Source organism: Mesorhizobium sp. WSM4821 (assembly GCF_055901555.1).
In genome coordinates, this window is the sequence record NZ_CM148371.1 from 2,491,546 (window position 1) to 2,505,563 (window position 14,018).

Here is a 14,018-nt window from a genome sequence, read left to right on the forward strand (position 1 = left end):
AGGTTATTTGATGATCCGCCCGATTACCACCCTCAAGCCCCCTCCGCCGCCCAGGGTCGACCCAAAGGCCAATGCCGAGCAGATCACGCGGCTGCAGGCCGAAGCCACGAAATTGCAAAATGAAATCCGGCTTGCCAACAGGATGGGCGAGGCCGACGCGGCTGCAAGCGCTCGCCAGCGGCTAACGCAGGTCAATGCGGAACTGACGACGGCACAGCCGACCGCCCCGGCGGCGCAGCCAGCACCGGAGCTGCCTGCCCCAGTCACCGCAGCAAACGGCAACGGCGGCACCACCGCCGCCCCTGCGCTTTTCACGACGCAGAATTTTGGGGGTACGCCAAATCTCCTGCTGACCAGTGGTGAGTCCGACGACGGCGGTGTTTCACCGGAAGTCACCAAGGCGAATGACATTCTTGAGGAGATCGACGGCGGCAAGAGTATCGACAACATCGCCGACGAGCGGGACATGACCCCCGAGGAGGTGGTGGCGGCTCTGAATGCCGGCGAGATGACGGCGACGGCGTATGAACACGCCAACGGCGACACCCGCACGGTGGTGATCAACGACCGCAGCGGCCGCACGATTACCGAGAACCAGGATTATCATCACGGCGGCTACTATACCGAAGTGACGGGCCCCGACGGGCAGGCGACCTCCTCGCCGATCCGTGACGATCTCGGCCGCAAGGAAACCACCAGCGTCGACCCGGAGACGGGCGCGATCACCACCAGACACGTCGCCGACCTCGGCGACGGCGCGGTCACCGAACGCACGTCGAACCCGCAGACCGGCATCACCACCACCACCCACACGGCCGCCGACGGCACCGTCACGGTGGATAAGGCCCTGCCGAACGGCGCAAGGGTTGAGACGGTAACGCCCAACAACAGTGTCGCTTTGCCGGTAACCACTGTCACGGGGCCGGATGGCGAAGAAGTAATCCTGGCGCAGACGCAGACCGCGGACGGTTCGGGCGCGGCGTCGATCCAGGAACAGCTTGCGGAGGGCAAGAGCTTCGAAGAAATCGCCGAGGCGAGCGATCTCACGCCCGAGCAGGTGATCGCCGAACTGAATGCCGCCGGCCTCGAAGTGACGCAGGGCGGCGACCCAGGCGAGACCCTGCAGATTGTCGTCACCGATCCGGAGGCCGGCAGGACGGTCACCTACAACAACGACTATCATCACGGTTCGACCTCGGTGACGACCGTCGAGGGAAATACCGAGACGACCGACTCGATCGATGGCAACGGCAGGACCAGCCACACCGAGCGCAACACCGAGACCGGCGAGCAGACCACCACCATCGTCGATCCCGGGAACAACACCGAAACGACGATCGTCTTCGACAAGGACGGCCGACGCACCGAAACCATCGTCGAGACGCTGAATGACGGCGAGCCGATCGACTACGAGGTCCAGCCCGGCGACAATCTGAGCGATATCGCCGAGGCGCACGGTGTGACGCTGGAGGATCTCGCCGAGAGCAATCCGGAACTGTTCACCTCGCCGCGCGATCCCGACCTTATTCATCCCGGAGAAACGGTAGTCATTGAAGGCGGCACCAGGACTACCGTCAATGTGACGTTTAACGGCTACACGCTGACCACGCCGCCTGACGGCAAGATTACGCTGACCAACGATACGACCGGAGCCGTCACGGATATCGCGGCCGGCACCGCACAACAGGCGCTGGCTGAGCTGCTGCTTTCCATCAATCCGAACAGCAGTGACCCGGAGCAGGCCAGGGAGGATCTGGTCGTCAAGACGACGCTGGACGGCATATTCGGCGGGGCGACGCCAGAGCTGACGACGGAGGCGCTTGAGAAGCAGCAGGCCGTGGTCGCTGCAATGGAAGAGTATGGCCCGGGACAAGACGCAACCGGCGCGACTCTCGACGGTGGTCCCACGTCTGTTGGTCCGTACGGGAACCCACCATCACCCACGGCTCCTTCGGGCGGGAAGTGGGTGCCATTGCTGGTCGACGGGAGCTGGAAATGGTTCGACCCTGAGGTGGCCAAGGCGATCGCAGCCGAGAACGTGGCGATTGCGAACCTCGGCGAGGCACAAGCAAGGCCCGAGCAGAGCGCGGCGCAACTCGATGTTTATGCGCTGGACCCTGAATACAAGAACGCCATGCAGGGTGCCGAGTCGACGCTCGACGAGGTGCTGGCACCTTATGGACTGGATTGGGGACCGCCCGAGCCGAAGGGTACGCTGGCGGATGCGCAAAACCGGTTGACCCTCGCCAATAACGCGCTCGAAAGCGCCAGCACTGCCCGGGCCGAATACGAGCAGGCGGAGGACAGTCTTTTCGAAGCGATCGACAAACAGGTTGACCTGCCAACGCTCCGCGATCCCAACCAGACGGCTGCCAGCAGCATGGATGGTCCCAGTGCCGAGGAAACCAACCAGCAAGGAAAAGCCGCGCACGCGGAGGTCGCCGAGCTCTTTACGAACGTGTCGCTCCACACCGCCAACGGCAACAAGGCCACGATCGACCAAATGATCAGCTCGACCGAGCTGGAGCTGAAGCTTACCGATGCCAAGGCTGGAAGCCCCGAATACACGGCCATCGAAGAGCGGCTTGAAGGTCTGCAGACGCTCCAGGGGGCCGCGGCCAATCAGGTGACCCTGGCCGAGGCATATCAGGAGTATGGGGTTGCGCAGAAAGAGGCGGCGGATCTTGCCGTAACCATGGAGCCTCTCAAGCAGCAACTGCTTGCGCAGGCGCATGAGAGAAACCCGCACCATTTCGATTGGGAAGGATACACCAATGGACATGGTGAGTTTACCGGCAAGATAGAATCGCAAGACATAATCGAGGAGAACGGTCAGCTCTACGTCGTTACCGTCTATGAGAACGCCACGTTCACCGACGAGAATGGGGATGACACGAACGTACATAAATCTGCCCTGACATATGACCTCAACGACGAGAATATCAGGGAAGACTTCCGCAACGATCCACTCAACAAGCAGTGGCAGGAGATGCAGGCCTCGACGCAAGACACATCGTCGGCGCCGGTATGCACAGCGAACGGAACGGGATCGCAATCGGCGCTGGACGCGGCCAGGTCGAAGATTGTCGGCGTGCAGGTCGACCAGCTCGATGCCGGGCTGAGAGATGCGAGGACGGCGCTCGTCGAGGCGACGACGGCACGCGACCAGGCGATCACCGACTACGGGCCGGGAACCGCAGAGGCGCCCGCCGGCACGCTCAAGCCGGGCGAGGCGGCGGTGAAGATCACGGTGAACGGCCGCGATTTGTGGGTCGCGCCGGAGGTTGCTGCGGCCTACGAAGAGCAGGGGCCGGGCGCAATCGGCAACAGCGGCAAGTGGGTCCAGATCGAGATGGACGGCCAGAAGCTGTGGGTGCACCCCGAAGTTGCGGCCGCGGAAATCGATCGAGACCAGGCCGAGACCGAAAAGAACCAATTGGAGGACTGGGAAGAAAACGTACGGCCGGCGATGGTGGCGGGACGCGACTGGTACGCTTTTTCCGCAAGCCACCCCAAGCTTCTCGAATATGGTTTGGAGGAGCACGAGGCGAAACTCAAATACGAGTATTTTGAAGAACACCGGGACCAGGCGCTGGCCAGCTATCAGGTTCAGTTCGAGAACCTTTACGAGGCCGGCTTCACCGGTGAATACGAGTCATATACGCCGGACGAACTCAGCATTGCCGTTGGTCAGACCCTCGGCCTCGATGCGTCGAGCGAAGACGTCCAAAAGGTCACCGAAGAAATCACCGACCGCGCCGGCGACGACGCCGAGGTCAAGGTCGTGCCGATCTTCTCCCTTGATGGCGGGATTGAATCGTCGACGGCCTTGTTCGCGATCAAGAGCGATGGAAACGAAGCCGGCTATGTCGACAGTTCTGGTAAATATTACAGCACCTTCGATGAATTCCAGCACGAGAATCGCATCTTCAGCGAGAAGGGCAATCTGGTCATGGCCAAGGGCGGCGACATGTCGCTCGGCGAGGATGGTTTTTCGGTCGACGAACTGGAAGTGGCCGACGCACGCAAAGTGGATTTCTGGGACAAGGCGACAGACATTGGCCTTGGCATCGTGGCGGGCGCCGCCACCATCGTCTCGTTCGTGCCGGGCGGTCAATGGGCCATTCCAATCGCGATCACCTCCGGTACGGCCCTGGGCGGTAAGGCCCTGTACAGGGAGGGTGAGCATCTTCTTCAGGGCGGCGACTTCGATAGTCAGTCGGCCTGGAATATCGCAACCGGCGTAACCGCATTCCTGCCCGTAGGCGCCGGAGCTCTGCGCACATTCGGCCTGGCCAAGTCCGGTCTGTCCACCTCCAAGGCCTTCGCAGGCGGCTTCGGGATGACCCGCATGAAGGATGCCAGCTGGGGCATCGGCAGATTCCAGGTAAACGTAAAAGAGGCCACTTATGCTGGTAAGGTCTCGGAGTTTATGCAAAGCGGCAACAAGCTGACGAACGCTGCGTGGACCCTCGATGCCGGCGCCGTGGTTACCGGCGTCCCACTGCTCGGCAAATCGGTGGAAGATCTGGCGGCGCATGGCGGCGAGATGTCCCTGCTCGAGCTCGCGAACGCAGTCATGGGCATAGGCGTCGGCACTGTCGGCACGGGCTTGGGCGGCCGCTCGCTGTTGTCCAACATGCCTGGAACGGGCGGTACTCGGAGCGGAACCCATACGTCGGCCAGTTTTCCTGGCGGACCGGATTCGGGGCCGCAACCGCGGGCCGTCTACGAGATGGGCCCTGACGGTGTCTACAGGCCCACCGGCGAACATGTCATGCCGGATCCAGATGAGATCATCATCGATGGCGATGTGGTCGGCGAAACGTCCGGCCAGCAGGGGCCTGGTTTCGGTGACCGGGGAGGTTTCCGCAACGCGGCGGAGGCCGGAAATCCCGGTCAGCGCGCGCTGCCGGCCGGCGAGTCCGATGGTCCGAACCCGCCGCCACCCACGGGCGGCAAGGGTGATCCATCAGGCGACGGCCAGCCGTCGCGGCCGATGGTCGTGCATGAGCAAGGCCCCGGCGGCGTCTATCGCCCGACCGACGAACTGGTCTTCCACGATCCCAGCCACCCCGTCGTCGAGGGGACGGTTGTCAACGTCCACGATGAAGCGCCGAGCGCCCCGAGCGAGCGCGGCGATCCCAGCGACCGAGGCGCCCAGGGCGCGCGTGAACAGAATGTGCGCGCCCCGGCCGACGGCGATCCGATCGTGGTTCCGCCGGTTCGCGGCGACGGAACGATGCGCCCGGCCCAGAGCGGCTTCCGGCTCGTCTGGGACCCGGCGACCAAGACGTTCACCGGCATGCCGAGGCCCGCGGAACACGTCTACACCAGCGGTAAGGATCCGCAGCAGACGGGCTATCTCGACGGCGCACGCCCTTCCGACCCGGCCGTGCTGGCCACTCCGGACGAGCTCCTGCTCCAGTCCGAGACGGATACACGCGACGATTCGAGCCGCGAAACCACCGAGCGGCAGGGGCCTTCCGGAGCGAAGCTGCCGGAAGGTGGGGTGGAAGGCACCCGCCCGTTGATGCGCTACACTCTCGGCAACCGCCATACCGGCGAGATGCTCGTCGATTTCAACCTACCGGAAGGGCACAGGGTTGTCGCCATACCCGAACCCAAGGCGATCACGGCCGCGCCGGAGCCGGTGCCGGCTCCTGTCGAACTCGACCCGTCGATGCCGGTTTTCTTCCTCGGCGCCGACGGCCGCTGGACAGCCGATCCGAACGCCCGCACGGAGCCACCGGCCGTGACGGACACCGGGCGCGCCAGCCCGGTTCGGCCCGACGGCACGCCGATCATCAACAATTTCTCGTCAAACCCGTACAGCGTCGGCCAGACGTTCAATGCGGTCAAAGCCGGCTTGCGGCGCATCGGCACGCGTTATCTGAACACCGAACCCCGCTATGACTATCCGAAGCTCGGTGAGCTGGTCGACAGTATCTACCACCGGCCGGTTCCGCAGGACGGCGTCACCGCCGGACAGGATATCTATGTCGAGGCCGGCGGCGAATACCTGCCGGCGAAGGTCATGGTGGCCGGCCCGCAGGCGAGCATGACCGGCGACATTGTCCTGCCGGGCGAGCATGCCACGGAGGCCGGCTACCTGGGTTCCGGCCCGACCGTCGAACGCGCCAAGCGCGGGTCGATAACCACGCCGAACGGCCAGCTCAGGGTCAACACCCCGGCACGGGAAGTCCATACGTTCGATCCTGCCGACAATCCGGAAGTCAGCCATCGCTCGGCGCTCGGCGAGACCATGGCCGCGACCTTGCCGGCGCTTCCCGACGATGCGGCGACGCACGCGCCGACGTGGACGCCGGAGCAGGTGGCATTCGTCGGCGACTATCTTGGATCGCTCGAGCGCTCCAGCGATCCGTTCGTCCGCGACGCGGTGACCAGGACCAGGGTGCAGTTCGGGGGCAAGGGTCTGCCTCAAGCCGGCACGGAGATGACGCCGGCCCAACATCATGCGCTTGTCGAGATGCTCGACGCCGACGGGCAGAGCCTGTTCACCGGCTCAAAGCCGGTCGACCAGCTTTCGATGAACGGCTTGACGACGCTCCAGGTGTTCAGTGCCCAGGGCAAGCTGCCTGTCGCGCCTGGAGAGGTGATCGAGCGGCTTGGCCTGTCGTCCGACGGCAGGCTGCCCGGCGGCTCGCAATTTCTTACCGCCGGGGCGCTGCCAGGAGAAGCCGGCTGGACCGATGCCGGCCGCGGCATCGTCGGCGATTACCTCAAGGCTGCGTCAGGCTCCACCGATCCCAGTCTTGCCGCTGTGGCAAATGCCGCCGCGCCCGTCTTCAAGGGTCGCGCCACCAAACCCGGCAAGGCGGTGACCGCCGCGCAGCAGGATGCGCTCATGCAGGTGCTGCAAGCCGACAGCGGCAGCACCTGGGTCTACGGCCCGAAGCTCCAGCCGGCGTCTTCGTTCAAACCCGCCGGCAAGCTTTCGCCGGAAGGCCGCTACAATGAGAAGGTTCTGTCCGGCCACGACACCTGGACACCGTATCTTTGGCGAGAGATGCGTGGTTACGCAACCAACCAGCAGAAATCCGCGGACCCCGCGGTCCAGTCGCTCGCGCACGCCTTGGAGAACGCGCTGCCCGGAAGCAAGCCCAAGGCCGGGACCGAAATCAACAGCGAGGTGCCTGTCCTGCTGGGGCGGTTGCTGGATGCCGACAAGGCGAGTTCGTGGCGCGCCCCGACATTCTTCACGGATGCACAAGGGGTCTGGCGGTCCGACCGCGCCACCGTTTCCTGGTTCCTGCAGGAACACGAAGCCAATGTCTTGGGTGGGCCGATGCTGAACGACCAGGTCGCCCGCACAGTCGGCCCCGGCGGATCGATGCTCGGCATTAAGGTGCCACTCCCCAGCCGGCAGGTCTATGGGGAAGTCAGCCTGAAGAACAACGGCCCGGATGGCACGGGCTTTCTGCTCCCGGTCCATCCCAACGACGCGAAGGGCCAGAAACTTTTCGTCAATGGATACCGGCCGAATTTCGCTTATGACGAGGCTGCAGCTCCATCCGCCCGGTGGGTCGCATCGGCGCCGATGCTGTCGAAGAACACGTTCCAGAGCGAAAACGCCGTTGGCGCTTCCATATCCATCGCTGGTTTCTCTCTGAGTGGGGCCTACGTCAAACGCACGCTGCTTTATCTCGGTGGCGAAGGCGGTCGGCCGGGGTATACGCACAGGGAGCCTGGCCCGCTCAGCCAAAGGGCAGCCTCCTTCTGGGAGGAGGCCACGAGAGGTGGTGCCAGCCACTATAGCTCCGAAGGCAAGGTGCCCGGTTTCGAGGATCGTGTTCTCTACCGGAACTACAATGTCCTTCCGCCCTTCGGAGGCGGCAAGGAACCCTGGCGCGGTAGCCCTGCCTTCGAGGGCGTTCCGCGCGAGACAGGCGCCGGGCCACTCAACCGCCTGGACCGCACGGACCACGGCGCCGGTCTCGCCGTGAACTTTGGGCAATGGCCGCTAACGACGGCGGAACTCGGCTCGGTGAGGAAGGACCTGGTGCCGCACACGCGCTCCGCCCGCGCACACCCCGGATCCTCCGAAGGCGCGCAGAAGGTTTTCTCCGCGCTGGAAGAATCGGATGGGCGGCTGACGCCGGAGGTCCTGGATCATCTCGACACCTACCTCGCCGACGTCGCGGCATCGCCGCACGGCGATTTGAAGTTCGCCGGCCAGCGCGTGTCGGATGTGTTCCCGGAACTGGGCACCGCGCCCTACCCGGACCCGTTCGCCACCGCCGGCAGGCGGCCCGACGGCATGAGCGGACCTGCCTGGAAGGCCTTGCGCCAACAGCTCGATCAGCAGGCTCGCGGCGAACTGACGCCCACGCAGGCGCATTACCTCAACCAATTGCTCGAGCAGGATGTCCTGCACAACGTGCCGCCGCCGAACGCCTTGCCGCCAGCCGGCGATGGGCCGGTTGGTCCGAGGAACCCGGGTCCCCGGTCACCCTTCGGTAGGCCGGTCATGGAGGCTGGCAGCGTGCAGAGCTCACCGCTCGCCAAACCGCTGACTGACGCCGAAATCGCCGCCAACCGCCAGGAAGCGTCGAGCCTGCTGGACCACATGTTGCCTCAGAATCTCGGCATGCCGGAAATGACCAAAGCTGATCTTGCAGATCAGCTCAGCCGGTCCCCGACGCTGATGGAACTTTTGCGTCATTCGCACGCGGAAGGCGTACGCATCGTCAATCCGGCACGGAACGACCTCCGGATTTTTGACGCGAATTCCGGCGACGATCTGTCCGCAACCGGATCACAATACGTCAACGAATTGGGAGTAGTCTTTGTCGATCCCGAGGCACTCCATGCCCCGGATGCGGACACCGTACTTGCCGAATTCGTCGACATGCTCGGCCATGAGCTGTCCCACGTTTCGGACGCTCCAATCGACCTCCATCCCGACAATTTTCCGGGTCGTCAGGCATACAAGGATGCCGTCGTCGCCGCCTATTTGAACGTCGAGGGCGAAGCTACATTCGTTCAATATACCGCTGCTGACGAGCTTACGGTCAATGGCGGCAAGCCGGCCGCCATTCTGGGCGCCGAGTGGAATCCAGTGCAGGCCGATGTATTCGCCCGTTATAAGGCCGGCGACATCGATAGATCGCAAGCCATTGGCGAAATGGCGACGCTGTTCAGCGAAAAGGGGACGAGCACGGCCGACGTTACGTACCAAGAGTTTTATAGCAGGTATGCGGACGAACTATACGACTACTATGCGTCCACTGGCTCGCATCCCCCGGCTGAAACCGGTCGTCCCGGCCCGGCGAACAGGGGCCAGCCTGATCCGAACAGTGGGCCGCTCACCCGCGATGGCGTCAGAGCGGTTCCGCTTGACCAGGTGCCAGATCTCGTCATGGGCGATTTCCAGCCGAACCAGATTCCATGGCTAAAGCGCGAGCAGGTGGCCGAGCTGACGGAACAGCAGTTCCGCGACATGGATCAGGCCGGCTTGCTGCCCTATCTGACCAAGAGCCAACTTCGCGGTATCCCGAAGGCAAAGATCGGCCAGGTCAACATCGCGGGCCTCGACGGGAAACAGATTCCTTGGCTGACCGAGGGCCACATCCGGAATGTGACCGACCAGCAGTTCCGGGATCTCGGCAAAGCCGGTTTGACGCCTCACCTGACGAAACCGCAGTTGCAGGCGATAAAAGGAGACATGGTCGAGCTCGTTGACGTGTCGAAGCTCGAAGCGCGCCAGGTTCCGTGGTTCAAGCCCGGCCAGGTCGCGAAGTTCACGTCACAGCAATTCGAGGATCTGGGCGAGGCCGGATTGCTGAAGAACCTCACCGAGCGCCAGGTTCCGGCGATCCCCGAAACCATGATCGATTCCGTGGACGTAGCGAAGCTCGATCCCAAGCAGGTGCCGTGGCTGACCGAGAAGCAGATTCCGGTGCTGACCCGCGATCAATGGGGTGGATTCACGGTCCATCACACCGAAGCCCTGACCCAGCCGCAGATCGAAGCGGTGACACCAAAACAGTTCGGGGAAATGAGCCCCGGCCAGTTCCGTAGGTTCACGCTCGAGCAGTTCGAGTGGATGAGCGTGGACCAGACCAATGCGCTCTCGGTACTGCAGCTGACGACATTTCGGGCGACCCACAAAAAGTCGATGACGCCGGATCAGCGGACACTTGTGGAAGGCGCGCTGGTTTATTCGCGGACCAAGGAATATCAGGCTGCGCTGGACACCTTCGGCACCATGGCCGGCACGTCCTACATGCTGTGGAGCTCGCTGCCGCCAACCTGGACCGCCACCGCCGGAGCGGTGGCATTTGGCGTGCGAGGCGCCGTTTTCGGGGCGCAGGCGATCTTCCCCAACGCAACCGCAAGTCACAAGCCGTTCGGGCGGTTCCTCAACGCGCTCGGCGGGGCTACATTCATTGCCGCAGCGCCGGGTGCTGCGACCGGGATGATCCAGGGTAAGGATCTTGTCGTCAACAGCACGTTCACCCTCGGCAACATCGTCTATGGCACGAAGTCGATGCTGCAGTCGTTCACCGGCAGACCGGTGATCCGAAACCTGGCCGAATATCTGGCTGGACCCGGCTATGTGCTTGGCTGCGCCTTCTATACGGTGCAGTCCTGGCCGGCGCCGATCGCCACAGTCGCCGGCACCATGTTCACGTTCGGCTGTGCGGAATTCTGGGCATCCGCCTACAGGACGGACCAGGCGAATCGCCGTTCAGTGCCGCGAACCGATGCTGAGATCGCGGCAGCGGAAAAGTCCGACAAAAGATGGGCTGCATTGGATCGGTGGACTCTGGGCATCACCTTCGGCGTTGGAATGCTTCTCTTCTCGCTGGACGCCCTTCTCGCGGAGCCTTGGGAGGGCCCGAAGACGACCCCTCCGCCCGATCCGAAAAAACCCGATGGCGATCACTCGTCCCAGCAACCCGATGATCCCTCGGATGTCCCAGATGAACCGCAGATCCGGGAGGAGGATTTCCCGCAGCTTGTCGTGGTCGCCGATGACGGCCTGAATTTGCGGACCGAGCCTGACGGGGATTCGACCGTGGTAACGGTTCTAAAATCCGGCACATTCGTCGAACAGACCGCGAAGCCATCGACCGACCCGTCAGGAGAGGCCTGGATACCCGTCGAAGGTTTCGGATCAGACGGCGAAATGCATAGCGGATGGGTTTCCGGCGACTATGTCGAGGCTCATGCCGAGGGCAGCAGCAATCCTGAGGGCCGCACGAACCCAACGCTGGAGAAAGACGGCTATCAGTGGGTCGAGGTCAAGGATGGCGACAGCATTCGCCTGATCGCAAAGACCCATTCTGCGGATGTGGCGCAGACGGTGGTGCTCAACATGGATCATATTCTGAGCCCGGATCTGATCTTCTCAGGTGACCGTATCTACCTGCCGGCCACCTTGGTCGGCTGAGAAACCGCGGGCCTAAGCTTATCGGTTCTCGCAGCATATGCATGCGCAACGCAGGCGGCCAGCTTTGCCGCCCGCTCCGCTATCGGATTGGATGGCTCGGAAGAGTAGGAGGCGGTAAACTGTAAGTCGGACGGGTGCCATTCGCATTCGACGATGCGCAGTTTACCGCTTGCGATATAATCTTCGACGACTCCCTCCGGCAGGGAGGCTATTCCGATTCCGTTGAGTGTCATCTTGATGGAGGCGGCCAGCGAATTGGCTGGAAAGATGCGCGGCGTTTCTTCGAATTCGCCGGTGAGTTTGCGGTAGAGTTCGCTATAGGGTTTCGTGGCGCGCGCATAGCTGATGATTGGAAACTGCATCAGGTCGTTCAGCGTCACCTTGCGTCGGGTGGTCAATTCCAACTGCGGCGAGCAGACCCAGACAAGAGGAAAGGACGGCATCGCGATATTCTCGATGCTATACTCCAGGACAGGGCCCATCAGCACCGCTAGATCGAGCCGGTGTGACATGAGTTCGTTTCGAAGGGTGGTCGTCGCATCGACGACGATATCCGTCTCGACAAGCGGGTAGTTTGCTTGCAGTGCCTTGAGGAAATCCGGGAGCCAAGTGTGCACGATCGTTTCGGCGACCCCAAGCCTCAGCACCCTCGTCGTCTCTGAAGTCTCTGAAAGAGAACTGGCCATCAGTTGCAGCCGCTCCGCTACGCGCAGAACCCGTTGAGCAGCTGGTAGCAGCCGTTGTCCTTCGGCGGTCAGCTTGACTGTGCTGCTCTGCCGCTCGAACAGCTTGGCGCCAAGCGCTTCCTCCAGCCCGGCAATTCGGGTGGACACCGCCGGCTGCGTGGTGTTCAGGCGTTCCGCCGCCTTTCGAAAGCTTCCGAAGGTGGCCACTAGGAGAAAGGTTTCGAGCTGCTTGATGTTGAAAGGTATCACAACGGCAGGTCACCCATTTGCGGCTTTCGGAGGAGGGGGTGTCGAACCATCAACGCCGTACAATAATCTGGGTGCCGATCTTCACTCGGTCATAAAGATCGATGACATCTTCGTTGGTCATGCGAATGCAACCGGAGGAGTTGGCCTGTCCGACGGTCCATGGCTGGTTCGTCCCGTGGATGCGATAAAGCGTGTTGCCGATATACAATGCGCGCGCGCCCAATGGATTGGTCGGTCCTCCCTCGACATGCGCGGGCAGGATGCGGCCTTTTGATGCTTCTCGGGATCGCATTTCGGCCGGAGGCCGCCAATCTGGCCAGTTCTTTTTGTCCGAAATCGTGTCGCGGCCGGACCACTCCAATCCCTCCTTTCCGACGCCAACCGCGTATCGCAGCGCCCTGCCGTTCCCCAGGATGTAGTAAAGGCGCCGCTCCGTGGTGTTGATCACGATCGATCCCTCCGGTTGAGCCTCGCTGAAATGCACGATCACCCTAGGGATTGCCGACCATTCGGGCCGGATTTCTTCATCCGAAGTCTGGCCGGGAGCGGAAGGCGAGATCAGCACATTTCTTGCCGGATCGTAATTCCAGCTTCGTGGGTCATAACCGCTATTCGATTGGGCCTGCGCCGGCGCCATGGCTGCAATCGACGTGGCAGCAACCAGAACTGATGCACACAATCTCTGACTGAGGCGTGAACTGATGGGGGTTCTGCTTCCCGGAACGCTGCCGGGAACAGGCAAGTTCGCAAGCAGGATCATGTTTGCCGCCACCAAGACCGATCCCTTCTGCATCCAGGCGTCCAACCAGCGGCCACCTGATTCCAGCGCGCACCATATCGTTTTGCTGGCGGTTCGCAACATTTGGCACCAAATGCCTAGCCGCAATCCAATTGGACTTCCAATTCTATGATGTGCGCGATACAGTGAATCGGCGGGTAAACCATGAGACAAGCGACGCGGGCCATCGCTCGTGCGTCCCTTTGCGATAGGACCAATGTTGACGGGACGCGACACCTGCCATGCGGATAGGTTCTCGGGAGCCAGGGCTGCTTTCGCCGCCTGCCGTCTCGCGACGATCCTGGCGTTCGGCCTTGTCTCGTCGCAGGCCAATGCCGCCGAACCGCGCTGGCCTGCCGGCCCGTACCAATACATCACCGTCGACCAGTCGGTGCCCGACGCGCTGGTCGAGCTAGGCCGCAACATGCGGGTACCCATGCGTGTAAGCAAGCTCGTAAGGGGACGTTTAAGTGCCGGCATGCCGGTTGGAACGGCTCGCGAGTTTCTGCAGGAGATTTGCAGTCGATACGGGTTGGTCTGGCATTTCGACGGCATCGTCATGAACGTCGCGACCGAAGCTGAAGTCCGGACGGAAATGATTCCGCTTGATACCAATGCGGCTGCCAGTGCGGAAGATCGGCTTTCGCGGCTGGGGGTCATCGATCCGAGGTTTCCGATAAAGGTTTCCAAGCAAGACGATGTTGTCTCGGTATCGGGGCCGCCATCCTACCTTGAGCTCGTCAAGAAAACACTGGGAGTTCCTGCGGCGCCGAGCACGAAGCAGGATACTGGCAAAGTCGTTCCGGTCCGCGTTTTCCGCGGAAAACAGGCGGAGGCGCAGAATGTCCCCTCCGGCAAGCCGAACTGAGGAAGCAGGAGGGCAGGT

Annotated in this window: 4 protein-coding genes; 2 read left to right on the top strand and 2 right to left on the bottom strand. The window is 62.6% G+C overall.

Going from position 1 to position 14,018, the window contains the following annotated elements; translation table 11 throughout:
- Nucleotides 1-10: 10 nt before the first annotated feature.
- Nucleotides 11-11,419 (top strand): LysM peptidoglycan-binding domain-containing protein, encoded by an 11,409-nt coding sequence (locus AC0NID_RS11960; protein ID WP_473454695.1) that lies wholly within the window; start codon nucleotides 11-13, stop codon nucleotides 11,417-11,419.
- Here the strand turns inward: AC0NID_RS11960 and AC0NID_RS11965 are convergent.
- Both AC0NID_RS11965 and AC0NID_RS11970 read right to left on the bottom strand, forming a co-directional pair.
- The gene (locus AC0NID_RS11965; RefSeq protein WP_473454694.1) at nucleotides 11,392-12,354 is read right to left on the bottom strand and encodes a LysR family transcriptional regulator; all 963 of its coding nucleotides are present in this window, start codon (nucleotides 12,352-12,354) and stop codon (nucleotides 11,392-11,394) included. The genes AC0NID_RS11960 and AC0NID_RS11965 overlap by 28 nt on opposite strands.
- A gap of 49 nt (nucleotides 12,355-12,403) precedes the next feature.
- A complete protein-coding gene (locus AC0NID_RS11970; protein WP_473454693.1) occupies nucleotides 12,404-13,147 on the bottom strand; it encodes a L,D-transpeptidase in 744 nt (247 codons plus the stop codon).
- A gap of 202 nt (nucleotides 13,148-13,349) precedes the next feature.
- Between AC0NID_RS11970 and AC0NID_RS11975 the strand changes: the two genes are divergently transcribed.
- On the top strand, nucleotides 13,350-14,000 hold the full coding sequence (locus AC0NID_RS11975; RefSeq protein ID WP_473454692.1) for a type III secretion protein: 651 nt from the start codon (nucleotides 13,350-13,352) through the stop codon (nucleotides 13,998-14,000).
- Nucleotides 14,001-14,018: the final 18 nt, after the last annotated feature.

What these genes read in the sequence shown, in the direction of transcription:
- AC0NID_RS11960 (WP_473454695.1), top strand. Translation starts at nt 11, where the DNA reads ATGATCCGCCCGATTACCACCCTCAAGCCCCCTCCGCCGCCCAGGGTC.
- AC0NID_RS11970 (WP_473454693.1), bottom strand. Translation starts at nt 13,147, where the DNA reads ATGCAGAAGGGATCGGTCTTGGTGGCGGCAAACATGATCCTGCTTGCG.
- AC0NID_RS11975 (WP_473454692.1), top strand. Translation starts at nt 13,350, where the DNA reads ATGTTGACGGGACGCGACACCTGCCATGCGGATAGGTTCTCGGGAGCC.